General features: G+C 52.0%; 19 protein-coding genes and 1 pseudogene. 18 read left to right on the top strand and 2 right to left on the bottom strand.

The window, feature by feature from the left end; genetic code table 11:
• The first annotated feature begins 91 nt into the window (after positions 1–91).
• Entirely contained in the window at positions 92–1822 is a 1731-nt protein-coding gene (locus EL645_RS12220; RefSeq protein ID WP_126550355.1) for a hypothetical protein, read from the top strand.
• 216 nt (positions 1823–2038) lie between these two features.
• Here the strand turns inward: EL645_RS12220 and rbp are convergent, their stop codons facing one another.
• Both rbp and clpB read right to left on the bottom strand, forming a co-directional pair.
• Positions 2039–2368, bottom strand: coding sequence for an RNA-binding regulator (gene rbp / locus EL645_RS12225; protein WP_126550356.1), 330 nt, complete (start codon positions 2366–2368; stop codon positions 2039–2041).
• Between the two features lie 170 nt (positions 2369–2538).
• Positions 2539–5130, bottom strand: coding sequence for an ATP-dependent chaperone ClpB (clpB, locus tag EL645_RS12230; RefSeq protein WP_126550358.1), 2592 nt, complete (start codon positions 5128–5130; stop codon positions 2539–2541).
• A gap of 274 nt (positions 5131–5404) precedes the next feature.
• Here clpB and ffh point away from each other — a divergent pair, with 274 nt between their 5' ends.
• The 17 genes and pseudogenes from ffh to EL645_RS12310 all read left to right on the top strand — a co-directional run bounded on the left by ffh (position 5405) and on the right by EL645_RS12310 (position 25172).
• Positions 5405–6886 carry a signal recognition particle protein gene (ffh, locus tag EL645_RS12235; RefSeq protein ID WP_170207728.1) on the top strand — a complete coding sequence of 494 codons (1482 nt, stop codon included), beginning with the start codon at positions 5405–5407 and terminating at the stop codon, positions 6884–6886.
• A 5-nt stretch (positions 6887–6891) separates the two neighbouring features.
• Positions 6892–8601, top strand: a complete 1710-nt coding sequence (locus tag EL645_RS12240) for a L,D-transpeptidase (protein WP_126550362.1) — start codon at positions 6892–6894, stop codon at positions 8599–8601.
• A gap of 447 nt (positions 8602–9048) precedes the next feature.
• Positions 9049–10137 carry a DUF6585 family protein gene (locus EL645_RS12245; protein ID WP_126550364.1) on the top strand — a complete coding sequence of 363 codons (1089 nt, stop codon included), beginning with the start codon at positions 9049–9051 and terminating at the stop codon, positions 10135–10137.
• A 659-nt stretch (positions 10138–10796) separates the two neighbouring features.
• Positions 10797–11150: an NADH-quinone oxidoreductase subunit A gene (locus EL645_RS12250; protein ID WP_126550366.1), complete on the top strand. Its 354-nt coding sequence runs from the start codon at positions 10797–10799 to the stop codon at positions 11148–11150.
• A gap of 50 nt (positions 11151–11200) precedes the next feature.
• Positions 11201–11746 (top strand): NADH-quinone oxidoreductase subunit B, encoded by a 546-nt coding sequence (locus EL645_RS12255; protein ID WP_371865730.1) that lies wholly within the window; start codon positions 11201–11203, stop codon positions 11744–11746.
• 259 nt (positions 11747–12005) lie between these two features.
• A pseudogene (locus EL645_RS12260) lies at positions 12006–12494 on the top strand (NADH-quinone oxidoreductase subunit C); the annotation flags it as partial.
• Between the two features lie 214 nt (positions 12495–12708).
• Positions 12709–13941, top strand: a complete 1233-nt coding sequence (nuoD, locus tag EL645_RS12265; protein ID WP_126550371.1) for an NADH dehydrogenase (quinone) subunit D — start codon at positions 12709–12711, stop codon at positions 13939–13941.
• The gene (locus EL645_RS12270; protein WP_126550373.1) at positions 13938–14360 is read left to right on the top strand and encodes an NADH-quinone oxidoreductase subunit NuoE family protein; all 423 of its coding nucleotides are present in this window, start codon (positions 13938–13940) and stop codon (positions 14358–14360) included. Before nuoD ends, EL645_RS12270 begins: the two co-directional genes overlap by 4 nt.
• 643 nt (positions 14361–15003) lie before the next feature.
• Complete coding sequence (gene nuoF, locus EL645_RS12275; RefSeq protein WP_126550375.1) at positions 15004–16323, top strand: NADH-quinone oxidoreductase subunit NuoF; 1320 nt, start codon at positions 15004–15006, stop codon at positions 16321–16323.
• A gap of 18 nt (positions 16324–16341) precedes the next feature.
• Complete coding sequence (nuoG, locus tag EL645_RS12280; protein ID WP_126550377.1) at positions 16342–18507, top strand: NADH-quinone oxidoreductase subunit NuoG; 2166 nt, start codon at positions 16342–16344, stop codon at positions 18505–18507.
• Positions 18500–19165: a complex I subunit 1/NuoH family protein gene (locus EL645_RS45370; RefSeq protein WP_371865659.1), complete on the top strand. Its 666-nt coding sequence runs from the start codon at positions 18500–18502 to the stop codon at positions 19163–19165. The genes nuoG and EL645_RS45370 overlap by 8 nt, the downstream gene beginning before the upstream one ends.
• Positions 19137–19769 carry a complex I subunit 1/NuoH family protein gene (locus EL645_RS45375; protein WP_371865660.1) on the top strand — a complete coding sequence of 211 codons (633 nt, stop codon included), beginning with the start codon at positions 19137–19139 and terminating at the stop codon, positions 19767–19769. The genes EL645_RS45370 and EL645_RS45375 overlap by 29 nt, the downstream gene beginning before the upstream one ends.
• 12 nt (positions 19770–19781) lie before the next feature.
• A complete protein-coding gene (gene nuoI / locus EL645_RS12290) occupies positions 19782–20396 on the top strand; it encodes an NADH-quinone oxidoreductase subunit NuoI (RefSeq protein WP_126550379.1) in 615 nt (204 codons plus the stop codon).
• A gap of 95 nt (positions 20397–20491) precedes the next feature.
• The gene (locus EL645_RS12295) at positions 20492–21025 is read left to right on the top strand and encodes an NADH-quinone oxidoreductase subunit J family protein (protein WP_126550381.1); all 534 of its coding nucleotides are present in this window, start codon (positions 20492–20494) and stop codon (positions 21023–21025) included.
• Between the two features lie 334 nt (positions 21026–21359).
• Positions 21360–21659 (top strand): NADH-quinone oxidoreductase subunit NuoK, encoded by a 300-nt coding sequence (gene nuoK / locus EL645_RS12300; RefSeq protein WP_126550383.1) that lies wholly within the window; start codon positions 21360–21362, stop codon positions 21657–21659.
• Between the two features lie 2 nt (positions 21660–21661).
• Positions 21662–23704, top strand: coding sequence for an NADH-quinone oxidoreductase subunit L (gene nuoL, locus EL645_RS12305; RefSeq protein ID WP_126550385.1), 2043 nt, complete (start codon positions 21662–21664; stop codon positions 23702–23704).
• On the top strand, positions 23634–25172 hold the full coding sequence (locus tag EL645_RS12310) for a complex I subunit 4 family protein (RefSeq protein ID WP_126550387.1): 1539 nt from the start codon (positions 23634–23636) through the stop codon (positions 25170–25172). Before nuoL ends, EL645_RS12310 begins: the two co-directional genes overlap by 71 nt.
• Positions 25173–25180 lie beyond the last annotated feature (8 nt).

The raw sequence follows: 25180 nt of genomic DNA on the forward strand, positions 1-25180 counted from the left end.
TTTTGGAGTTTGCCTGGAAGTGGTAACATGGCTGTCGTTAGATCAATCGGTTTGGAAGGTGCGAAGTTATTTCCTTCGCAAGGAGGAGCCTATGACACAAACTCAAAAGAATGATAAGGCTGAGTTGGCGATAGAGAAAGAGTATATTTCGGGGTCCTATCGTTGGTTCACTTATGCCCCGGATGTAACCGGTCTGCGTTTGATCTGTCTGGAAGATCAAGAGACCGGTACTGTGGTGACGACTACTGTCTCTAATCCGCAGAAGCGTACTGCTGCCCACCGGGCCTGGGCGGGCGCCCGCCAATCGCGGGCCGCCGGCATGCCCTGGGATATTTTAAGTGAGATGGGGCAAAAAGGGGTGGACCCCGATCAGAAGATTGAGGAGACTTTCCGGGGCTATGGCCATGCTTCTGTTGGGGATATGGCTCGCGTGGCTGTGGATATGGGCAAGATTCCTATGCATCTGTGCCTGGCTCTGTTTAATGAGGGATCACTTAATTCGGGCCAGGAGAAGTCAACACGCTATCAGCCTCGCTTTGGGAAGGCGGTTTTACATCAGTTGCGCAATTATTTGCCCGCCGATTTTCCGGCAGCTGATGGCGCTGCGCTGGAGGAAGAATATCAGGCCTTTGGCGCCCTTTCTTTATCTATGTTTGCCCTCCACCGGGAGAGTTTGTTGCGTGCCTTTACAGCGTATTATCAGGCTGATACGAGCCGCTCAGACCAGAAGAGTGCCCTGACTTCTCGTGTCCTGGATTGTGTGCGTTATTTCTTGTTGTTTGGGCAGTGGAGTGGCATGTCCTTTGAGACTTCGGCTCGCGACTGGTCGCGTATTATCGCTGAATTAAAGGCTTCTCCGGTCGCTTATTATCATCAGGTGGCGGCACAGATTGAACGTTTGCTTGCTCCAAGCCCTGAGGAAGAAGAGGCCCTGGATTATAAGGCTGAAGCTCCTGGCCTGGTTCGCCATACATATCCTCTTTCAACAGTTAATTCTAATTTGCAGGCTTTGCGCCAGTTCCTGGTTGAGCATACTGATCTGCTGCGGGTAGTGCCGATTCAACGCACGGCTCCGCAACGGGTTGGGCAGCGTGTGCGCTTACTTGGTTCGGAGTGGACTGCCGGCGAGCGGCTGCTGGCTGAGTATGCGTTGTTGCTCTGGCCTGGCCTGGAGCGTGAGGCCTTGCTTACCTGGGTTCATGCCCAGACTCCTGAGATCAAAACGGCGTTGAGTAAATTGCTTTTTGCGGAGCATAATAATTATCGCGAACTGCCTGGCTTTGCGCGTACAACTACGATGACACTGGCGATTGAGAGTTTTCTGGGTGAGCTACGTGATTTTAATCGTCATCGTGCCTGGGGCCGTTTCTTTCCTTTGCCGCTGGTCTTTGGTGAGCGTGTTAGCCGGGATACATTGGTGCAGATTCTTTCTCGTGGCTTTGGTTTGCCTCTCTATCTTTCGGAAATTCCTGAGTTCGCTGTGGAGAAAGCTGCATTTGAGCATGATTTGCAGGTGTACTATCAGCAGCTTCAGGCCTTCCTGGATAAAGTGTCGGCTACCTATGGGGAAAGTATTGATTATGCTTTTATGCTCAACTTGCTGCCCCTGGCCCATCAGGTTGATCTGTGGATGCATGGTGATCCTAAGCAGGCAATGTATCTGACTATGCAGCGTGTACGTCCGGGTGGGCATATCAATTATCGTGCCCTGGCTTATGAGGCTAATCAGCTTCTGGCTGCCTCCGATCCTTATCTGGCTGGTATCCAGTTGGCACATCGTCCCGATCCTTCCAGCCGCGAAGAATTCTTTGATCGCAGCTAGCTCTGGTATCTGTGCTTAAAAACAGGGAACTGGAAAGTGCTTTCCAGTTCCCTGTTTGTTTTAGTGTCTACTCTGCAACTGTTTAAGTACTGCTTAGGAAGCTAGCGCTGCTTCCGCAAATGGTTCCACACTACTGGTTGTGATGTGGCGGTGCAGGTGGCCATCATTCAGGACCTTTCCAATTGCTTGAAGCATTTATCAAACGACCTATATGGACTAATAACGGCGATCACGATATCCGCCACCACCGCCGCCGCCACCGCGTGAATCACGTCGTTGGAAACCGCCGCCACCACGCGTATCGCGCTTCTCTTGTGCTTCGTTTACAATGATTGTACGACCTTCCAGGCTGGAATTATTGAGTTGGCTCATCGCGTTCTGTGCCTCCTCATCATTACCCATTTCTACAAAGCCAAATCCCTTGCTGCGTCCAGTTTCACGATCCATGATGATCGTAGCTGAAACTACCTGGCCATATTGGCCAAAGAGATCATTTAAATCCTGGTCAGTTGTCCGATAGGGCAGCTTTCCTACGTAGAGTTTCACTATCTCTATTCTCCAATCGACGCCAATAGCCTATCTCGGTCCGTGAACTAGCTTTTTCACAAACATGAAACCGCGATACGTGTCGTCGCTTCCTATTATATCAATATACACCATAGTGTAGATAGATATACTTTGTTTTGTGGTTGTGTTTCTGTTACGCAAGCTGAACATTAATGCGCATGTTGTTTAATGTTCAACATTAATTTGCCATCAAGGTTGTCGATCTCTACCTCTGAACCTTCGTGTACACTGCCTTCCAGGATGGCTCTGGCGATGCGGTTCTCCACTTCTCGCTGAATGACGCGCTTGAGTGGCCGAGCTCCAAATTGTGTATCATAACCTGTTTCTGCCAGGTAATCTTTGGCGGCTTCACTTAGCTTCAATGTAATGTGTCGCTCCTCCAGACGTGGCTTGATGCGATTGATCTGGATCTCGACGATGGCTTTGACTTTTTCTTTGCCAATTGGATGGAAGATGATGATCTCGTCGATCCGGTTGATGAATTCGGGCCTTAGCCCTTCTTCACGCAGCCGTTGACGGATGTCGCGCTGGATGCTGTCTTCGTCCTGGTTGGCATATTCATGTAACCAGCGGTCACCAATATTGCTGGTCATGACGATTACCGTGTTTCTGAAGTCAACCGTTCTTCCCTGGCCATCGGTGAGCCGCCCGTCATCCAGTAGTTGGAGCAGAACATTGAAAACTTCGGGGGCCGCTTTCTCAATTTCGTCCAGCAGGATGACGCTATAAGGATGGCGGCGGACAGCTTCGGTGAGCTGACCACCCTCGTCATATCCAACATATCCGGGAGGTGCTCCGATCAGGCGGGAGACGCTGTGTTTTTCCATGTACTCTGACATGTCGATACGCACCATCGCTTGCTCATTATCAAAGAGGAATTCGGCCAGGGCACGGGCCAGTTCTGTCTTTCCTACTCCGGTTGGTCCCAGGAAGAGGAAGCTGGCTAGTGGTCGGTTGGGATCTTGTAGTCCGGCTCGCGAACGGCGAATGGCGTCGGCGACGGTTGCCAGGGCGTCGTCCTGTCCGACGACGCGTTCACGCAAGCGTTCTTCCATGTGCAGGAGTTTTTGTATTTCGGCTTCCATCATTCTGGAGACCGGAATATGCGTCCATTTGGAGACGATTTCGGCGATGTCTTCGGCGTCTACTTCTTCTTTGAGCATGCGCGCACTTTGCAGGTTGGCGAGCCGGTTTTCTTGCTCTTTGATCTGTTGCTCAAGTTCCTGGATGCGACCATAGCGCAGGCGGGCCATCTCTTCGTAGTTGTAGGCTCGCTCGGCTTTGTCGTATTGGATTTGCGCTTCGTCCAGTTGCCGTTTGAGTTGGCGCAGTTCTTCGACTGGCTCACGTTCGCTGTCCAGGGTGAGGCGCATGGCCCGTAGCTGTTCGCTCAAATTGGCGATCTCGCGCTCTACTTTATCGCGTCGTTCTTTACTGGCAACGTCGCTCTCTTTCTTGAGCGCTTCTTGCTCGACCTGTAGCTGGCGAATACGCCGGTCAAGGGCGTCCATTTCGCTCGGGGTGCTGTCCAGTTCAACGCGGCGCAGGCTGGCCGCTTCATCTACCAGGTCGATAGCTTTGTCGGGTAGGAAACGATCTGTAATATAGCGGTTGGACAGTACGGCGGCGGCGACCAGGGCGCTGTCCTGAATACGGACACCATGGTGGACCTCATAGCGTGGCTTGATGCCGCGTAGGATGCTGATGGTATCTTCCACGGTCGGTTGGTCGACTATCACTGGTTGGAAGCGCCGTTCCAGGGCGGCATCTTTCTCGATATATTTGCGATATTCGTTCAGGGTGGTGGCGCCGATACAGTGCAGTTCGCCACGCGCTAGCATTGGCTTGAGCATGTTAGAGGCATCCATCGCGCCTTCCGCCGCGCCCGCTCCTACCAGGGTGTGTAGCTCATCGATAAAGAGGACGATTCCGCCGGCGGCACTGGTGACTTCTTTCAGGACGGCTTTGAGGCGTTCTTCGAATTCGCCGCGAAATTTGGCTCCGGCTACCAGCGCTCCTAGATCCAACGTTACGACCTGTTTTTCCGCCAGGGATTTGGGGATGTCGCCGCGTACTATGCGCTGGGCCAGACCTTCTACGATGGCGGTCTTGCCGACTCCTGGTTCTCCAATTAGGACCGGGTTATTCTTGGTGCGCCGACTGAGTACCTGGATGACGCGGCGGATCTCTTCGTCTCTTCCAATTACCGGGTCAAGCTTGCCCTGCCTGGCCAGTTCGGTCAGGTTGCGGCCGTATTTTTCGAGTGCCTGGTATTTGCCTTCTGGATTCTGGTCGGTGACGCGCTGTGAACCTCTGATGGTGGTTAAGGCGTTGAGTACCAACTCGCGGCTGAGTCCGGCGGCTTTTAGGGCTCTGCGGGCCGCGCTGTCGCTGCCGAAGAAGGCCAGTAAGAGATGTTCTACACTTAGATATTCGTCTTTAAAGGCGCTCATCTCCTGCCAGCCGTCCTCCAGCACTTTGCGCAGTTGCGGCGAGATTCCTGGTTCACTACCACCATAGACCCTGGGCAGGCGGGCAATCTCGTTTTCGATGCTGCTGCGGACGGCCGCTATATTTCCGCCCGCTTTTTGGATGATCTGCTGAACTACTCCACCTTCCTGGGTGAGCAGCGCGTTCAGCAGATGTTCGGGTTCGATCTGGCCATTGTTATGCTCCTTTGCATTTGCTGATGCTTCTTGAATGGCCTCTCTGGCTTTATCTGTAAAGCGTTCTATCTTCATACTTCACCTCCAGGCTGCTTTCCTTGATCTTTGGGTCTTTTTCCTGCCTTCAATATATCATATATGAGTTCGACCTAGCAAGAAGTTTGAGTGTGTTTGTATCAAGTTTGCTGATATGATTTGTGTTAAAATAGACAGAGACAGGATTATATGTTGAGGAACAAAGCGCAATACAGTCGAGCACCTGATTTCATCCGACAGCACAAAGTGATATAATAGGTGCCAAATTGGCACGTTCGCTTGGCGGAAAGAGGAAAAGAGCACCGTTATGGCAATGTTTGAGAACTTATCTAAACGTCTTGAAGGTATATTTAATAATCTCGGTGGACAGGGTAGGTTGACCGAGGAAGATGTAAACGCAGCACTGCGTGAGGTCCGACTGGCGCTCATCGAAGCTGACGTCAACCTGAAAGTGGCACGTCAATTCGTCGACCGTGTCAAAGAAAAGGCTATTGGCGCGGATGTGATGGGGAGCCTTTCACCGGCCCAGCAGGTGCTTTCTATTGTAAATGAGGAACTGGTTGAGGTTCTGGGTGGAGAGAATGGCAATAATAAGCTGGATTTAGGAGGAACTCCTCCACAGATTATTATGCTGGTTGGTTTGCAGGGTTCTGGTAAAACAACGTCTGCCGCCAAGTTGGCTAACTACCTGCGTAAACAGGGCCAGCGTCCTTTGATGGTTGCTGCCGATATGTATCGGCCTGCGGCTGTCAATCAGTTGAAGTCTCTGGGTCGTCAGTTGTCGATCCCTGTTTATTCGGAGCCGATGGGAGCCGATCCGGTGGATATCTGTGTAAATTCACTGGATTTTGCTCGCGAGCAGGCTTGCTCGGTCGTGATTCTGGATACTGCGGGCCGTTTGAATATCGATGAGCGCATGATGAATGAGGTTATCAATATTCGTCAGCGTGTGCGCCCGCGTGAGATCTTGTTGGTCGCCGATGCTATGACCGGTCAAGAAGCGGTTCGTGTGGCCGATGACTTTAATAAGGCCGTCTCTTTGACGGGTATGATCCTTACGAAAATGGATGGTGATGCCCGTGGCGGTGCCGCCCTGTCGATTCGTACGGTGACCGGCGTTCCGGTGAAGTTTATGGGCGTGGGCGAGAAGACGGACGCATTGGAACCTTTCTATCCAGATCGTTTGGCTTCGCGTATACTAGGAATGGGTGACGTTCTTTCTTTGATTGAGCGGGCCCAGGAGAGCATCGATGAGGAAGAGGCTCTTAAAGCTCAGCAGAAGCTGCAACAGGGTAAATTTGACCTTGAGGACTTCTTGAATTCGATGCGCCAGTTGAAGCGTATGGGACCTTTGCGTAATGTGATGGAGATGCTCCCGGGCTTTAATAAATTGGCGTCGATGCCTGAGATGGAAGAGGCTCTTGAAGGGGATCAGCTGAAATATGTTGAGGCGATGATCCTTTCGATGACTAAAGAAGAGCGACGCAATCCCGATATTATGAATGGAAGTCGTCGTAAACGTATTGCGCGTGGTAGTGGTACCACGGTCCAGGAAGTTAATCAGTTGTTGGATCAGTTCAATGAGATGCGTACGATGATCCGGCAGATGAGCTCCGGTAAGGGTCCCTGGGCCCAGTTGGCTCGCCAGTATTCTGGCGGCGGCGGTATTCCTGGAATGCCTGGTATGCCGGCTTTACCTGGCGGTGGTAAGTCTATGGGCGGGAAAAAGACTGGCAAGGCAGTGCGCAAGGAGAAGCGCAAACAGAAATCTAAGTCTCGCGGCGGAAAGAGGTAGCATTGATGGGCTTGTCGTATCCTGGGGTTGGGCACTTGCGGTTGAGGCAGTTGGTGATTGTTCTTGTGTTATCGGTGTCACTTCTTACGACAAGCGCCTGCGCTGGCGATACACAGGTACGGCAACGAGCTATGGAGAATGAGCAGCGTTTTGATCAAATTCTCCATAGCGCCCGTCAATTTGGTTTTACTTCCGCTGTTCTGCAGCCCATTCTTACTCAATATGCCGCTTTGCGTTCTTCTCAACCCCCTTTGAGTCTTTTTAGCAATCAGCCGGTGGATGATTATTATCTTTCTCTCGCCCGGCGCTATCTTCTCCTGAATACACAGCTCCAGGGCGTGATGGCCGCCAATACCCAGCGTATCCATGCTCAGTTAGAACAGGAATTGCAGCACACGTCTATCTCGCTGGCCGGCGATCAAAAAGCGCATCTACCAATCGGGACATTTCCGGCTCAATTGCATCAACTTGAGGGAGCTTTGTCTAATGCCCACAGCTTTGGGGATTATACCCATATTTATACAAGCATGCAGCAATTTGATCAGCGGCTCTCTGCTCTGGAAGTTACTTCCAGTCACCTCTCTGCTTTGCAAAATATGTTGAATCTGGCACAGCAGGCGCAGTTAAATACTACTGTCCTCTCACTGCAGGCCGCCTATCAAAATGATCAACAACTCTTCCAGAAAAATACAGGTGCTGCCAGTTTACAAAGCTTAAATCATCTACTTAATGCGCAGTACCAGCAAGCTACCGTCGCTGTGGTTCAGGCAATGCCCATGGTGGCCTCGACTCGCTTGCAGGAATTGGATCAGGGTGTTCAGCAACTTCCTGCTGCTAATCTCGATCCGGCGCCCTACCAGGAACGGCTGACCGTTTATAAAAAGCAGGCCGCTGCTCCTATGGATGTGTTGAGCTTTCAGCATTTTCTGAAGCAAGTTGATAATGATATTTTTGCGGTTAAGGCCGATGCTTTGCGTGAAGATGCCAATCAGGCTATCCGGCAGTTCCATCAAGATGTGGAGGGATGGAGTAGCAGCCATCTCTACTATGATGACTACGATGGTAATAGCTATGCCATTGACACCAGTTACCTGAACAATAATTTTGGCCTGGATGCGGATACACTACTCAATCAGGCCACTACCCTGGACGATCTGCAAAATTCCCTGGACGTGGCCAAAACCTTGCTTTTCAACCATCAACTGCTGGAGATGGATTATGATGATCCGACCCCATATGATCAGGTTCATAAAGCCGATCTGCAGGCTTTACAGCATTACCAGTTGATGCAAGGCCAGGTGATCGTTATTTCTCTGAGCAAGCAAAGTCTACGCCTATATCAGGATGGCAACCTGGTACGTTCATTCCTGGTTACTACCGGTCGTCCGGAGCGCCCATCTCCTCCAGGCGTCTGGACAGTCTTGAATCGCTTATCACCAACGCTTTTTAAATCTGATGATCCGCCCACTTCACCATTCTGGTATCCCAATACCGTCATCCAAAACGCTATTCTCTTCCACGATGGCGGCTACTTTATCCACGATAGTTGGTGGCGCATCAACTACGGACCAGGTACCGAGTTCCCCCATCATGACGATAGTGGAGATCAACGCTCTTCCGGCAATGGCAGCCATGGCTGTGTCAACCTCCCACCTGCCGAGGCCGCCTGGCTCTACTACAACACCGGCTGGAACACCAGCATCGTAGTCTACTAACATCACCTCAACCTATTGAATCCCTTTACCTGAACGATATGAATAAGTAAATACCAATATTCATCACCTCTCAATCCTAGATTGCAACGCGAGGGATTAAAAGAGCTAAAGAAGATCATTTTAATGCAAAAATAAAGAAGAAATGTACGTGCGGGGCTTGTCCCCGCTTTCTCCCTTCCCGTATAGGTCCGGGCCTCGCGCCCGATTTTTCCTCGTCGCTCGGAACGGCTTCATGCCAAAGGGATTCTTCTTGGGGGCGCACGGGAAATAAAATATACACCCAACAATTGAGAGAAATAGCACCATCTTTTGATATATAATAACTTCTAAATATATAGAGAGCCGTTATGATCAACGTATTATTCTCATTACTGCTACTCGTTCAAATTAGTAACGCTGTTGGCATGTATGGAAGCGCCGCTAGTACGAAGATAACGGAGCCCGCTCATGCGCCTGACATCCGAAAAGCAGATACCTCATAAGATCCAAACATGCGCACATGCGCATCAACTTGGTGTGCCTCGTATTGTCTATGAGCCACTGAGCTCGTCTCGACTCTCTCTCTTTTTGAGTCCTCTGGCTTTTGTTGTCAGTGCGCTAATTATCAGTGCCTATGCTACTTTCTATGACCAGATCTTTAGCTGGTGGCCTCTCTGGCAGTCATGGATGGTGCTGGGTATTGGTGTGGCCTGGTTTTTAATCGGTTTCTGGATGTTGCTGCCTCCTCTTTTAACCCCTCCGCTGCGTATCTTTCTGTGCCCTAGAGGTCTGATCTATATGCGTTATGGCTGCGATGTGATTCACTGGCAAGATATTGTGCAGTTGAGCAAGGTTCTGAAGGTGAGCCAGGCGTCGACGTTACTGACCCAGTATACGTTGCTGCGCTCGGATGGAACTTTGTTTGTGCTGGATAATGATCTTCCACACCTGGATCGCCTGGGTGGCTTTATGGAGCGCGAGGTTTGCCGCCATTTGTTGCCACAGGTGCTGGCGCAATATAATGCAGGCAGTGTGCTTACTTTTGGTCCACTTGCAGTGTCACGTTCAGGCCTTGCTGTAGAGAAGGTGCAGCGCTTGTTGCCCTGGTCTGAGTATGAGCGCCTGAGTCTGGATGAAACTTCTCTGAGCCTGTATTGCTATGGTAATAGTTGGGCCTGGGCTACTCTCAGCCTGTCAGGTCTTCCCAATGTATGGGTTTTGAAGGGCCTGCTAGAATATGCTGCCAAACAGGCACGCGTGCCATTGGTGGAATCCTCGCCTGTCATTTCTCAGTCTCCACATATTGCTCTCTATGAGTCAGGCGCTACCCTTTCTTTCGGAGCGCTTTCCCTCAATCGCGAGGGCGTTTTGCTCAAGCAAGGTGCCAGATTCATGGCCTGGGATGAGATTGCTAGTTTTGGGGTTGGTGAGCATGAGGTGATCATTAAATGCGATGGTTCGACCCACGAGTGGTATACATTGCCACTCTGGGCCATTACTGATGCACCTATTCTTGCCCAGATCACAGACTATGTCCTCTTTCAGCAGTACCTCTAATAATGTCTCAGACTCTCATGCTGATGGGAGGCGTTTCACTCCTTTACTAGTGTGCGCTGGCGCGCCCGCGCCTGTTTTCTTCATTGGTGTAAAAAATGCGCAATGCGCATTTTTTACACCAATGAAGAAATTCTGTATGAGCTCCTCAAGCACGAAAGCTCATATACAAACAGCGCTGTAGTGACGGAAGTCTAAAATTTCTAAGAGCGTGTGAGGCCCTCATGATCGTGCGCTCTTCACACCTGAGTTTGAGCGTCTTTGGCGCTCAAGAAGCCTTCTTATGTGGTGTAGGAAATGCGCCCGGCGCATTTCCTACACCACATAAGAAAAACAGTGCGGGCGCGCCAGCGCACGTCCGCGCAAGAGCGGCACGCTCCCCATACCAAATAGTTGACCTTCATACTATTTGGTATACTCATAATAGCTTCAGCTAGTAATTTCAGCCTACTTGCTTATGATGTAATTTAGGCACAGGAATATAACCATATTTATGTGGTGAAGTTCTACACATATTTTATATAACGGACCTTTGAATGCCCTTAGTGTTTGACTTTATCACCTCCTCTATGCTACGATACCAAATGAGGAAGTGTACTTTGGACACCTCGTAATGTGTGTCTATACGTGTATATTTTTTAGAAATGAAGGGTCCCACGTCTATGGGAACAGCACTCCCCGTTTTCATTTATGTAGCGTTAGCTGTCCTCTTCGGCCTCCTTGTGATGGCGGTGACCGGCATCCTTGGGCCTAAAAAGCCGTCGCCGGAGAAGTTAGCGCCCTACGAATGCGGTATTCAAGAGATCGCTGCACCGAAACGACGTTTTCCGGTGAAGTATCTGCTTACTGGAATGCTCTTTATCGCATTCGATATTGAGATTGTTTCTTTTTATCCTCTCGCCATCCTGCTCAATAAGTTGCAATTATTCGGCTTAATCGAATTACTTGTCTTTTTGGTTGTTTTGATGGTGGGCTATGTCTATGTTTGGCGGAAGGGAGCATTTACATGGGAGTAAAAAATCCCTGGGAGCCTGTACAGACATATTCAAATACCCAGACGCCCCGTATGCGCCGCGATTTGCCGGTGCATGAGAAAGATGGGGGCTTCGGTATTCTGACGACTCAGGTGAATAAGGTGCTGGGTTGGGGACGCAGTTCTTCTCTCTGGCCGGTGACGTTCGGCCTGGCCTGCTGCGCGATTGAGATGATGTCTGCTCAAGGAAGTCGTTTTGATATGTCTCGCTTTGGCGCGGAGGTTTTTCGCGCTTCTCCTCGACAGGCCGATTTGATGATTGTGGCTGGTCGTTGTTCCATTAAGATGGCCCCCGTTTTGCGCCAGATCTATGATCAGATGCCTGAGCCGAAATGGGTCATTTCAATGGGCGCTTGCGCTTCCTGCGGCGGCGTATTTAATAATTATGCCATCGTCCAGGGTGTGGATAAAATTGTACCAGTCGATGTGTTTGTGCCTGGCTGCCCTCCGACACCCGATATGCTGCTCTTCGGTTTTAATGAACTGCAGCGGAAGATTCGTGAGGGAATTCCTAATCCTCCCGATCCACTGAAGGATAGTGGTATGAAGCTGACCGGTCCTGTACAGGATGAGGCTTAGCTTTAGCTCGGGAGTCGTTTCTCTGGGGCTGTTTTTCTTTTGATTGATGCCCCCTGGTTGCCTTTTCATAATGGATAAATCTGAGCGGACGATGATGTTTGGGTTAGGGTTGTAAGGGATGGGAGGCTGGCGCTTGATCAATTCCCTTGAAGGCTAATCTGTCATTTTGCTGTTCGCTCTTTTTTGAGGACTTATTACGATTTACGACAGTGGTGTCGGCATACTGGTGTTCAAACACGTTGAAGGAATGCTTAATAGTATGGTCATAACAGCAGCATCGACGGTCGAGACGGTGCAAGGTAAGTTCCCACAGGCAATCGTTGAAGTAGTCGAGTTTCGTGATGAGCAGACAATTGTACTGAAACCAGAGTTTCTGGTTGAGGTGTGCGCCCATCTTAAAAAGGATTTAGAATATAATCTCCTGGAAACTGTGACGGCGGTTGATTGGCCGGAACGTGTCCCTCGTTTCGATGTCGTTTATCATCTTCTTTCTTTACCTCATCGGTGCTTTTTGCGCCTTAAGGTGCGGGTAGGCCTGCGCCGTGAAGATCATCCTGCAGTCCCTTCAGTGACTGGCATTTGGCCGGGCGCTAATTGGTACGAGCGCGAGGTCTTTGATCTGTTCGGCATCACTTTTACTAATCATCCCGATTTGCGTCGCTTGCTGATGCCGCCTGAGTGGACGACTCATCCGCTGCGAAAGGATTATCCTCTTTCTGGCTTTGAGTTGCCTGAGCCTTATTGGGGCGGTCAGGTGCCCTATGATATTGATCCTGGGGTGGGCGAGTATTATCAGCAAACCCTGCGTACCCTGAGGCCGTGAACTCAATGAGAATCGTTCACATGTGAATCTTTCTCAGGAGCCTGGTACTTCCTCTCCCGATGCCAAGCGCAGTGCTTCTGATACTTCACTCTCTTCCGATGGACAAGCGCGCCAGAATGGAAAGCGTAAAGGATGATCTATGAAGCAGCAAGAGATTGAAAATACTTATACCATTGAGGAGAGCCAGCCGCTAGCTAGTGGTCAGCGTTCCGATACGATGACCATTAATATGGGGCCACAACATCCCAGTACCCATGGTGTGTTGCGCTTGCTCCTGACGATCGAAGGCGAGACGGTTATTAAGGCGATCCCTGATATTGGCTTTTTGCATACTGGCATTGAGAAGACGGCCGAGTCGAAGAGCTATCATCAGGCCCTGGTTTTGACCGACCGTATGGATTATCTGACTCCTCTGAATAATAATCTGGCTTATTCGTTGTCGGTTGAGCGCTTGCTGGGTATTGAGGATCAGATCAACGATAAGATTAAGTATACGCGCGTAATTCTGGCTGAGTTGCAGCGTATCGCTAGCCACCTGGTCTGGTTGGGCACCCATGCGCTCGATCTGGGCGCCATGAGTATGTTCCTCTATTGTTTCCGCGAACGCGAGATGATCCTGGATGTGTTCGAGTTGATTTCGGGCGTGCGTATGATGACCAGTTATATTTGCCCCGGTGGGTTGCAGGCTGATCTTCCTCCACAATTTGAGAAGACGGTGCGTGCTTTTACCTCGGTCTTCCCGGCTCGCCTGCAGGAATATCACGATCTATTGACGAATAACCAGCTCTGGTTGGAGCGTACCAAGGGTATTAGCATTCTGAGTCAGGAAGACGCGCTGGCTTATGGGGCTACTGGCCCGGTCTTGCGTGGTAGCGGCGTTGTCTGGGATACCCGTAAGGTTTTTCCTTATTCAGGTTATGAGCAGTTTGATTTCGATATCCCGGTTGGCTCCAATGGCGATGTGTATGATCGCTACCTGGTACGTATGCTGGAGATGGAGCAGAGCCTCAAGATTGTCAATCAGGCTCTGGATGGCTTACCGTCCGGACCCTATCGGGTGAATGATCCTAAGATTACCCCTCCGCCTAAGTGGCAGATTACTGGCAGCATGGAAGTCCACCACTTTAAACTCTTTACCGAGGGCTACCGCCCACCTAAAGGTGAAGTGTTTGTACGTACCGAATCTCCCAAGGGAGAACTGGCTTTCTACATTGTCAGTGACGGCAGCCCTAAACCCTATCGTATGCATGTGCGCGGTGGGTCTTTTGCTAATCTGCAGGTCTTACCACGCATGATTGAAGGTGGTTTCCTGGCGGATGTGGTTGCTGGCATTGGCAGTATCGATATCGTGCTAGGAGAAGTGGATCGATGATTTCTGAACAGGCCAAACAACGTATGCGGGACCTGGCTTCCCGCTATCCTGCGCCTCGTTCGGCGGTGATGCCTTCTTTACATATTGCTCAGCAAGAGGAAGGCTATATTACCAGCGAAGGCCTGCAGGCAGTCGCTGAGGCGATTAATCTGACGGTTGATGATGTGGAAAGTATTGCTACTTTCTATACCATGTATTATCAGAAGCCTCAGGGTAAAAAGATTATCAATGTTTGCACAAGTATTTCTTGCTACCTGCGCAACTGTGATGCGCTGGTTTCGCATCTGGAGCAGCGTCTGGGCATTAAACGTGGCGAGACAACAGCTGATGGCAACTATACCTTAAATACGGTTGAGTGTATTGCATCCTGTAGTTCTGCCCCGCTTTACAGGTCAATGGCGACTTCTATGAGCACGTAACCCTGGAAGGTGCTGACGCACTCATCGACAAACTAGATCAAGAGCTTGGTATTAAAAAAACCGTATAGTCGCTCATAGAGCAAAAAGCTATGTCTCGCTGTTATCGGTATTGGTCTGTCTACCTGATCTCGCACTCATAGACAACAGAATACGATCATCACTGAGGGACGGAAGCGGCTCGCCGGATCTGTTCCCTATTTGTATATAAAGCAAAAGAGCAGATCCGCTGCGCCGTTGCAGTGCTCCTAATGCTTAAGCAGGAGGTGCAGGAGGACGGCTAGTCCTCCTGCCGGGGCGTGGGGTGTCCCCACAAATTTTCTTCTTCTCTTTCGCGCCGCCGCAGGCGGCGCGAAAGAGAAGCGGGGATGCAAGGGGCGGCGAGCCCCTTGACTGGGGGCCCGGGGCAGTGCCCCGCCCATCCTTTTTTCTCTTTTTGTGCCGCTAGAGGCAGCAAGAAAGAGAAGCGGGGATGCAAGGGGCGGCGAGCCCCTTGACTGGGGGCCTGGGGGCTGTGCCCCCGCCTATCCTTTTTTCTCTTTTTGTGCCGCCGCAGGCGACACAAAAAAGAAATGATGATCAAAAACCAAACCGACAACCGCCAGGTAGGTTTATAGAATTGCCCATACAAAGGATGTAATACTATATGCCAGAACTGATAATTACCAAAAATCTCGACGTCCCAGGTATAGATAAATTAGACACCTATCGACAGCATGGCGGCTATGAGGCTCTGGCGAAAGCGCTCCGCGACTACCAGCCAGACGACTTAATCGAAGCCATCAAAACCTCCGGCCTGCGTGGTCGCGGAGGTGCCGGCTTCCCAACTGGCCTCAAATGGAGCTTTCTGGCCAAGAATGACCGACCTCGCTACCTGTGCTGCAATTGCGATGAAAGCGAACCAGGCACCTGCAAAGATCGTGTGATCATGGAACAGATCCCACATCGCCTGATCGAAGGGGTGATCATTACCAGCTATGCCTGTAAGGTCCATACTGCCTTTATCTATGTTCGTGGTGAACTGGTGAAGGCTGGCCAGCAGGTTGAGCGTGCTGTTGAAGATGCCTATGCCGCTGGCCTGCTGGGCAAAAATATTCTGGGCAGCGACTTCAGCCTGGATGTGATTGTCCATCGTGGCGCGGGCGCCTATATTTGTGGTGAAGAGAGTGCGTTGATGGAATCTCTGGAGGGTCGCCGTGGCTACCCTCGCTTGAAGCCTCCCTTCCCGGCTGTGGTGGGCCTGTATGGCGGCCCGACCGTGATCAATAACTGCGAGACGCTGGCGACGGTTCCAGCCATCGTAGAGGGGGGAGCCGATTGGTACGCCTCCTTTGGTACGGAGAAGAGTAAGGGGACGCGTATCTTCTGCCTGAGTGGTCAGGTGAAGAAGCCAGGCAATTATGAGTTGCCGCTGGGTGTGCCGCTGAGTACGTTGATCTATGATGAGCGCTACGGCGGTGGCATGCTGGATGATCGTCAATTGAAGGCGGTAATTCCAGGTGGTTCTTCGACCTTTATTCTGTCACCGGATAAAGTGGATACGCCTCTGGATTATGAGTCTATTGCGGCGGCCGGTTCGATGCTGGGTTCGGGCGGCGTGATCGTGATTTCGGATGCCACCTGTATCGTGGGTGCGATCCTGCGTATGACCGAGTTCTATCGCGATGAGTCGTGCGGCAAGTGTACCCCATGTCGCGAGGGTACCTTCTGGATGACTGAGATCCTGGAGCGTCTGGAACATGGCCATGGGCAGCTGAAGGATGTCGATCTGCTGCTGGATATCTGTGATAACCTGGCTGGAAAATCGTTCTGCCCGCTGGGTGACGCGGCCACCAGCTCGATTACCAGTGGTATTCGCCAGTTCCGTGAGGAGTTTGAATATCACGCCACACATGGTTGTTGCATGACTGGTCCTGGCAGTAAGAAGCATACTGCTGAGGTAGCTCAGCCTGCTGGAACACACTAGAATAGAGGAAGTTCTGACATGCCAGAAGAGAAAAAAGAAGAGCTTATACATCTCACCATTGATGGCATCCCTGTAGAAGTTCCTCCGGGAACTCTGGTGTGGGCGGCTGCTCAAAAGGCGGGTATTGAAATTCCCATCTATTGCTACCACCAGAAGATGCCCCCTCTAGGTGCCTGTCGTATGTGCTTTGTGGAGATTGAGAAGATGCCGAAGCCTCCACAAACCTCGTGTACGACTCCGGTCGCTGAGGGTATGGTGGTGCATACGAAGACGGAGAAGGTGCTGAAGGCGCGTAAGGGGACGCTTGAGTTCCTGTTGCTCAATCATCCACTGGATTGCCCTATCTGCGATAAAGCTGGTGAGTGCGATCTGCAGGATTTTACTTTGCGCCATGGCCCTGGCAATACGCGTTTCGATCTGCATAAACGCCACTATGAGAAGCCGATCCCGGTGAGTGAGGATGTGTTGCTGGATCGTGAGCGTTGCATTCTTTGCCAGCGTTGTACGCGCTTCAGTTCTGAGATTTCGATGGATAATGGCCTGGTGATGATCTCGCGTGGATACAAGATGGAGGTCGGAACGGCTCCTGGCCATGCCTTTGATTCGGTTTTCTCGGGTAATACTACCGAGATTTGCCCGGTTGGTGCGTTGACGGCTTCGACCTATCGTTTTAAGGCTCGTCCATGGGAACTCAAGCATACGGCCAGTGTCTGCAATAACTGTAGCGTCGGCTGTAATGCTCGTGTCGATACCCGCGTGGATCGCGTGATGCGTTTGATGTCGCGCAATAATGATGCCGTTGATGATGGTTGGCTGTGTAATCGGGGACGCTGGGAGTTTGAGTATGTCAACAGTCCCAAACGTCTGCGCACGCCGCTTATTCGCCGCAATGGCCAGTTAACGCCGGCTAGCTGGAATGAGGCGCTATCATTTATCGCTAGCCGCTTGAAAGAGATTGTGGCTCAGCATGGGCCTCAGTCGGTGGCCGGTATCGGTTCGACGCGCACGACCAATGAAGAGGCTTATCTCTTCCAGAAGTTGCTGCGCCAGGTGATCGGCACTAAGAATGTGGATCACCATCATGGTACATTCCCGGGTGCGCGCGATCAGTTGACGGGCAAGCCATGGGCGATGACGAATAGTATCGTGGATATCGAGCTGGCTTCCCATATTGTGCTGGTAGCTTCCGATCCCTATCAGCGCCAACCGATCTTGAATCTGCGCATGAAGAAAGCCCTGCGCAATGGCGCTAAGATCTTTATTATCAATTCGGCTGAGACCGAGCTGGATCGCCTGGCGGCCCTGACCTTGCGTGTCCCGACTGGCTCTGAAGGGATCGCGGTCAAAGCGATGCTGAAACACTTGCTGAATAATAAGTCCGTTGACCTGAATGGCTATGAGGATATGCGCTCTATTATTCAGCGCGAGGATCAGGTGATCCGTGCTGGTGAGGATTCCTTCGGGGCGAAGGTGACGACCCAGCTGCAGAGTCTGGCCGAGGAGTTGTTGACGGCTAAGGGCGCGGTTATTCTGTATGATGAGATGGCCACGCTTGTGTCTGGCAATGAGGATCTGGCGGCTGATGTGCAGGCCCTGGCGGTGTTGACGAAACAACTGGATCGTCCTGGCGCTGGCGTTGGTCCTTTGTTTGAGGATGCTAATTCTCTGGGCGCTCGCGATATGGGCCTCTTGCCCGATGCTTTGCCTGGCTATCAGCCTGTGGATGAGCCCGGACTGTCTTATGATGAGATTCTGAACAATTCCCAGGTGAAGGCATTGTTGGTGATGGGTGCTAATCCAGCCCGGCATTTGCCTGAGGGTCACCTGCCTCCTTCACTAGAACTGGTGGTTGTACAGGAACTGTTGTTGAATGAAACGGCTCAGCAGGCCGATGTGGTGCTGCCCGCGGTCTCTTTTGCTGAAAAAGATGGTAGCATGACGAATGTGGACCACCATGTACAGGCCATTCGCCGTGCCCTACGTCCTGTGCCAGGGGCTAAAGCTGATTGGGAGATCCTGGTGGCGCTGGCCCAGGCTCTTGGTGAGAGCTGGACCTATGCCAGTCCGAGCGATGTGCTGCTGGAGATCGCTGAGCAGAATCCTTTCTATGCTGGTCTGACCTGGGAGGATCTGGGAGCACAGGGTATTCGCGTTGTACAGGAGCAGGAGGTTGCTCATGTTTGATTTCATGAATGATCCGACTGTGGCCCTGATTGTGGCGACGATTGTGAAGGGCGCAATCTTGATTGTGGTTCTTCTGACCGCCTTTGCCTACATGACGCTGATCGAGCGGCGCGTGGTGGCTAAAATTCAGGGTCGCCTGGGTCCGAATCGCGCTGGCCCGCTGGGCTTGCTACAGCCAGTGGCTGATGCGCTGAAGATGGCCTTTAAAGAGCAGATTGTGCCGACTCAGGCTAAGAAAGCTATCTACCTGGTGGCTCCGGTCATTTCAGTTGTGGTGGCCCTGTGTGCCTTTGCGGTGGTGCCGATCGGCAATAACTGGAGCGGCAATCGCAATGTACATAGCATCTGGGACCCCTTTATCGGCGATATTAATGTCGGCATCCTCTGGATCCTGGCTATCTCTTCGCTGGCAGTCTACGGCATTGTACTTGGTGGCTGGTCTTCGGGCAATCGCTATTCATTGCTGGGTGCTCTGCGTAGTGCCGCTCAGATGGTTTCATATGAAACAAGTCTGGGTCTTGCGCTGAGTGGCGTGCTGATGTGGGCGGGCTCGCTGAGCATGGTGGATATCGTTAATCGCCAGATCGATATGGGGATCTGGTTCCTGTTCGCTCAGCCCCTGGGTTTTTGTGATCTACCTGATCGCTGGTGTGGCTGAGGTGAACCGCGCCCCGTTCGATCTGCCGGAAGCCGAGCAGGAATTGACGGCTGGTTATCTGACCGAGTATAGCGGCCTGCGCTGGAGCCTCTATCAGATGGCCGAGTATATCAATATGATTACGGTTAGCTCGATTGCCTCTACCCTTTTCCTGGGTGGCTGGAGCTTCTTCGGACTGACCGATCATATTCCGGTGCTCTCGATCGTCATCTTTGCTATCAAGGTTGCCTTCTTCCTGTTCCTGTTCATCTGGTTGCGTGCTACCTTACCTCGTATCCGCTATGATCGCCTGATGCGCTTTGGCTGGCAGGCACTCTTACCTCTGTCGGTGCTCAACATTCTTATCACTGCCTTTGCGGTTGCTCTGCATTGGAGCTGGGTGGTCAGTGGTGTTGGTGGACTGCTTGTCATCGTTATTATGCTGTTTGTCATTCGCCGCCAGGGCTTTACAGATGGCACGCACTTTGAAGAGAAGTCGAGTAGGGGAGAACAGGTTCTGCCTACCTCGGTTCGGCTGGCTCACTATGAAAATCCAACCCTTCCTGCTGTGAACTCTGAACCGGTGGCACAGGAAGCACCTGACTCGACTGCGGTACGGGTATAAGGAGTGAATGTAATGTCTTTTGATATTGTCAAAGGCATGGCCACAACCCTGAAAAATATTGGTCGTAAGCCTACTACTGTCTCTTATCCTGAAGAGGAGCGTGACTTACCAGCTCGTTTTCGCGGTCGTCATGTGCTGCATCGCTATGATAATGGCCTGGAACGCTGCGTTGGCTGCTATCTCTGTGCAGGGGCGTGTCCCGCCGATGCCATCTATATTGAGGCTGAGGAGAATACTGAGGAGCATCGTGTCTCCCCGGGTGAGCGCCATGCTCGCGTCTTTGACGTCAACATGTTGCGCTGTATCTTCTGCGGCTACTGTCAGGCAGCCTGTCCAACCGGAGCCATCACTTTAGAGCAGAATTATAAGCTTGCTTCATTTTATCCAGAGGATCTGGTCTATCATAAAGAGCAACTGCTGGAAGCGCAGGGTGAGGCGACTGTAGGCTCTAATTCTGTCTGGGCCGAGCCTGCCCCCTCGGATGCTATTCAGCCAGTGCCCCAGGAATCCCATGTCTTCGACGGCTCGCGTGCCAGTTCTGCCGCCGTCGGTTTAGGTAATATCGAGGTCGAACGTCCCAATCTTCTCGTCAATGAAGAGCAGGATGAGGATAGAAGAAAGCTGTGAAGTTGATCCTTCCGGTGAGGGTCGCTCGTAGGTGTGGGGTTTGTCCATGCTTATTCCAGGTGACCCTCACCGGAGCGGATCGTAGAGGAAATGATATGACATTTGCTATCGTATCGTTTATCGTGCTGGCGGTCGCTACCGTTGCCACTGCAATCGGTGTTATCGCCTTCAAAAATGCCATCCACAGCGCCCTGAGTTTAATCCTCACGCTGTTGTTCCTGGCACTATTTTACTTGCAACTGCAGGCGATGTTCATCGCAGTTGTCCAGATACTCATTTATGCCGGTGCTATTATGGTGCTTTTCCTATTCGTTGTCACGATGCTGGCTCCCGATCAGAACGAATCAGATATACCGGATCGCATAGCCTGGCAACGTATCGTTGGCGGCCTGCTCGGCCTCGTGCTCGTAGCCGCCCTGAGCTACCTACTCTTCACCGGAACTCAAACTACTGCCGCCAAAGCAGATGCGGGCAACAGTCTTTCGCAAGCCGTAATACAATACCATGGAGATACCCAGGCCTTCGGCATGGCCCTCTTCCATGGCTTTCTATTCCCTTTCGAAGTCACTAGCCTGCTCATCGTCGTCGCCATCCTTGGCGCCCTCGTCTTTGGCCGTCGCACAAATTAGTGAATAAATCGTAGGTGCGCCCCTTGCGGGCAATACTTTCAACTTAGGAACCAGGAAGGAAATGAATGGAAAAAGAAACAAGATCAGTACGTGTGGGGCTTGCCCCCACTTGCTTCCTCGCCGCTCGAAAAAGCACCAACAAAGCGATGGGGAGCGATTTCATACGAGCATATTCTTGTTCTTGTTCCATTTTTAATTGGGAAGCAAGCAAGCGGGGGCAAGCCCCGCACGTACTGAGTTTCTTATCCATTTACGCTTCAAACGCCTTCGAAATTAAGTTGAAAGTATTATCCCTTGCTTCAAGCCTCGCACCTGCTGGAATAAGGAGAGAACAATGCCATTATCTGCCTATCTGATAATGAGCGCCGTATTGTTCACCATCGGAGTGATCGGCGTCCTGATCAGACGCAACCCACTCATTATCTTCATGTCCATTGAACTAATGCTGAATGCCGTCAATCTATCGTTTGTGGCCCTATCACATTTTCTAGACTCTGCCGATGGGCAGATGTTTGTCTTCTTAGTGCTGACGGTCGCCGCCGCTGAAGTCGTGGTTGGTCTGGCCCTGATCGTCTCCATCTACCGTACGCGCCACAACATCGATGTTGACGAGATGAATATAATGCGAGGCTAGCTATGACTAATCTAAGTCTATGGGTGCTCGTGCTTCCCTTGCTCGGATTTATTATCCTGGGCCTGGCGGGCAGGTTTATGCCACGGACGGCGATCTTGACGGTTGCCTGGGGAGCCTGTGGTCTGGCCTTCCTGGTCTCCGTCATTAACTTCTTTATTATGCTGCGTAGCACTCAGCATACAAGTGACCAGATTGTCTATCACTGGGCCAGCGCCGGCTCCTTTTCCCTGGACTTTGGGACGCTGTTGGACCCTCTGTCGATGACGATGCTGCTGGTTGTGACGGGCGTTGGCTTGCTGATCCATATCTATTCGGCGGGCTATATGGCCGATGATCCCAGTTTCTGGCGTTTCTTTGCCTACCTGAACTTTTTCATCTTTGCTATGGTAACCCTGGTGATCGCAGACAATTTCCTGTTCCTGCTGGTAGGCTGGGGACTGGTCGGCCTGGCTTCATATTTGCTGATCGGCTTCTGGTATCAGCGGCGCTCAGCTATTGCAGCCGCCCAGAAGGCGTTTGTGATCAATGTGATCGGCGATTTTGGCCTGATGCTGGCGATCTTCTTGATCTTCCTGGGCGCGGGTCGCCTGGATTATGCTGGCGTGCTGGGTCATACCTTTAGCGGGACCAGTACGGCGATTGCGCTGCTGCTCTTTGTGGCCTGTGCGGCCAAGTCGGCTCAGCTTCCACTCTATATGTGGTTACCGGATGCTATGGAAGGCCCGACCCCGGTCAGTGCGCTGATCCATGCCGCTACTATGGTAACGGCGGGCGTCTACCTGGTTGCTCGTGCTTATCCCATTTTTGATCAGTCTCACCTGGCACTCGGCGTCGTGGCCGGTATTGGTGGTGCGACCGCCCTCTATGCCGCTACCATCGCCCTGTTCCAACTGGACATCAAGCGTGTGCTGGCCTACTCAACCATCAGCCAGCTGGGCTATATGTTCATGGCTGAAGGGGTACAGAATTATGCTGGTGGTATTTTCCATCTGATTACCCATGCTTTCTTTAAAGCCTTGCTCTTTCTGGGCGCTGGTGCTGTTATCCACGCGCTGGCAGGTGAGCAGGATATGCGCAAGATGGGTGGCCTCTGGGGCCGTCTGCGTGTTACCGGCCTGACCTTCCTGATCGCGGCTCTGGCCATCAGCGGCATCTTTCCTCTCGCTGGCTTCTGGAGTAAAGATGATATTCTGGCCTCGGTACTGGCTGAGGCAACCTCTTCGGGGATTGTCTGGTACTACGTGCTGTGGATCGTTGGTGTCGGTACTGCTGGCCTGACCGCCTTCTATATGTTCCGTCTCTTCTTTGGTATCTTTGCTGGCGATTATCGCGGTGCGGCTGTTGCTGCTGTTAGCGAGGACGATGTTGAGGAAGAGGAGGCTGCGGCCTCCGGTCATCACCATGGTGGTGTGGTGCGCTATAACTCTATCCATGACGTGCAGCCGGTGATGTCTATACCATTGATCATTCTGGCCGTGCTCTCGGTCATCGGCGGTTTTATCGGTTCGATGGCCCTCTTTGGCGCTCCCGGTTGGTCGCCACTGGTTCATTTCTTACCATCCGGGTTGTCCGCCCATGCTCCCGATCCAACACTTACACTGGGATGGATCTCGACCGGTGTTAGCCTGCTGGTGGCCGTGCTGGGGATTGCTGCCGCCTGGCGTCTCTATGGTAAGGGTTTTGCCTTTAAAGAGCATACCAATCCTCTCTATCAATTGGTCTTCCACAAGTATTATGTGGATGAGGCCTTGAACGCTGTGTTGATCAAACCTGTGCTGGCCCTTGGCCGTGGCCTCTCCCACTATGTGGAGGGCGATGTGCTGGATGGTGGGAGCCGTGGCGTCTCCCGCGTGTTCCGTGGTACCAGCGCTGTCGTGCGCCGGGTCCAGACCGGTTATATGCGCAACTATGCGCTGGGTATTCTCTTAGGCGTTGTCGTAATTATTGTGTACTATGCGGTGAGGGGTAGCAGCTATGTTCTTTCTTTCTGCGGTCATCTTCTTTCCCCTTCTGGGAGGACTGGCGCTGCTCTTTTTTCCACGTGAACGAGTCGGCGCGATCCGTGTTACGGCGCTGGGCCTGGCTCTGGTAGAGCTATTGCTGGTCCTGGCACTGGCCCTGGCCTATCTACAAAATGAGGTCAGCCTCTTTAGCTCTTCGTTCTTGCATGAGAGCTGGACCTGGTTTCCGAATATCGGCATCAATTATAGCCTGGGCATGGATGGCATTAGCCTGGTGCTGGTGAGCTTGACGGCTTTATTGACTACGGTGTGTATCGGTGCCTCGTTCCGCATTGAGCAGAAGGTTAAGAATTATATGGCCTTTATGCTCTTGTTCGAGAGCGGTATGCTGGGTGTCTTTCTGGCCTCGAATCTGTTCCTGTTCTATATATTCTGGGAATTGATGCTGATCCCGGCTTATTTCCTGTTAGGTACCTGGGGTGGCGAGCGTCGCATCTATGCGGCCCTTAAGTTTGTGCTCTATACGTCGGTTGGTAGCTTTTTGATGCTGGTCGGTATTATCGCTATCGGCTATTATCATCAGCTGGCGTCCGGCTGTGGCTATACCCTTGAACTTTCGCAGTTGCTCAATAACAGCGCCACCTGTCGCGGCGTGTTGGATGGCAATATCCAGCTCTGGCTGTTGCTGGCCTTTGCGGCGGCCTTCGCGGTCAAGGTGCCCCTGGTGCCTTTCCATAGCTGGTTGCCAGATGCGTATAGTGAGGCGCCTGCCCCGGTTTCGGCCCTGCTGGCCGGCGCCATGTCCAAAACCGGCGTGTATGGCTTCTTGCGCCTCTGCATTCCGCTCTTTCCGCAGGCTATTCAGACGCTGGCTCCATACGTTAATGTGCTGGCGGTGGTTGGCATCCTTTACTGCGCGGTGCTGGCACTGGTACAGACCGATATCAAGCGGCTGCTGGGTTATTCGAGTATCAGCCACCTGGGTGTAATTATGCTGGGCCTGTTCTCTTTTAATGCTCAGGGTGTGACCGGCTCGGTCTTGCAGATGGTAAACCATGGTATCACTACCGGGGCCCTCTTCTTGATCGCTGGCTTCCTGGAGCTTCGCACTGGTACGCGCCGCCTGCGCGAATATGGTGGCCTGGCCGGACGTATCCCCTGGTTGGCAGTGGTAATGTTTATCGCGGCCCTCTCCTCCCTTGGACTGCCTGGCCTGAATAGCTTTACCGGCGAATTCTTATCCCTGCTGGGGGCATTCCGCTCGAATGTAACCCTGGGCGTCTTAGGAACCCTGGTAGTTGTACCTGCCGCCTGGTATATGTTGCGCTTCTTTATCAGTGTGATGTGGGGCACCCCGGCCAGCGAGGGACATGTCAGTGTGGCGCTGCGCAAGGGGACCCTGCGCGACATTAGCCTCGGCGAGTTCTGGGTGATTATTCCGCTTATTGTCTTGATCTTTTATATTGGCGTGCAGCCTGCCTTCCTGACCGGGATTATCGATCCTTCGGTTGCGAATGCCATGCAGGTGTTGAGCAGTGCGTTTGCCAAGTAGAGGGACCT

It is taken from the genome of Dictyobacter kobayashii (assembly GCF_003967555.1).
GTDB classification, from domain to species: Bacteria; Chloroflexota; Ktedonobacteria; order Ktedonobacterales; family Ktedonobacteraceae; genus Dictyobacter; species Dictyobacter kobayashii.

What these genes read in the sequence shown, in the direction of transcription:
- EL645_RS12220 (WP_126550355.1), top strand. Translation starts at nt 92, where the DNA reads ATGACACAAACTCAAAAGAATGATAAGGCTGAGTTGGCGATAGAGAAA.
- clpB (WP_126550358.1), bottom strand. Translation starts at nt 5,130, where the DNA reads ATGAAGATAGAACGCTTTACAGATAAAGCCAGAGAGGCCATTCAAGAA.
- ffh (WP_170207728.1), top strand. Translation starts at nt 5,405, where the DNA reads ATGTTTGAGAACTTATCTAAACGTCTTGAAGGTATATTTAATAATCTC.
- EL645_RS12240 (WP_126550362.1), top strand. Translation starts at nt 6,892, where the DNA reads ATGGGCTTGTCGTATCCTGGGGTTGGGCACTTGCGGTTGAGGCAGTTG.
- EL645_RS12245 (WP_126550364.1), top strand. Translation starts at nt 9,049, where the DNA reads ATGCGCCTGACATCCGAAAAGCAGATACCTCATAAGATCCAAACATGC.
- EL645_RS12250 (WP_126550366.1), top strand. Translation starts at nt 10,797, where the DNA reads ATGGGAACAGCACTCCCCGTTTTCATTTATGTAGCGTTAGCTGTCCTC.
- EL645_RS12255 (WP_371865730.1), top strand. Translation starts at nt 11,201, where the DNA reads ATGCGCCGCGATTTGCCGGTGCATGAGAAAGATGGGGGCTTCGGTATT.
- nuoD (WP_126550371.1), top strand. Translation starts at nt 12,709, where the DNA reads ATGAAGCAGCAAGAGATTGAAAATACTTATACCATTGAGGAGAGCCAG.
- EL645_RS12270 (WP_126550373.1), top strand. Translation starts at nt 13,938, where the DNA reads ATGATTTCTGAACAGGCCAAACAACGTATGCGGGACCTGGCTTCCCGC.
- nuoF (WP_126550375.1), top strand. Translation starts at nt 15,004, where the DNA reads ATGCCAGAACTGATAATTACCAAAAATCTCGACGTCCCAGGTATAGAT.
- nuoG (WP_126550377.1), top strand. Translation starts at nt 16,342, where the DNA reads ATGCCAGAAGAGAAAAAAGAAGAGCTTATACATCTCACCATTGATGGC.
- EL645_RS45370 (WP_371865659.1), top strand. Translation starts at nt 18,500, where the DNA reads ATGTTTGATTTCATGAATGATCCGACTGTGGCCCTGATTGTGGCGACG.
- nuoI (WP_126550379.1), top strand. Translation starts at nt 19,782, where the DNA reads ATGTCTTTTGATATTGTCAAAGGCATGGCCACAACCCTGAAAAATATT.
- EL645_RS12295 (WP_126550381.1), top strand. Translation starts at nt 20,492, where the DNA reads ATGACATTTGCTATCGTATCGTTTATCGTGCTGGCGGTCGCTACCGTT.
- nuoK (WP_126550383.1), top strand. Translation starts at nt 21,360, where the DNA reads ATGCCATTATCTGCCTATCTGATAATGAGCGCCGTATTGTTCACCATC.
- nuoL (WP_126550385.1), top strand. Translation starts at nt 21,662, where the DNA reads ATGACTAATCTAAGTCTATGGGTGCTCGTGCTTCCCTTGCTCGGATTT.
- EL645_RS12310 (WP_126550387.1), top strand. Translation starts at nt 23,634, where the DNA reads ATGTTCTTTCTTTCTGCGGTCATCTTCTTTCCCCTTCTGGGAGGACTG.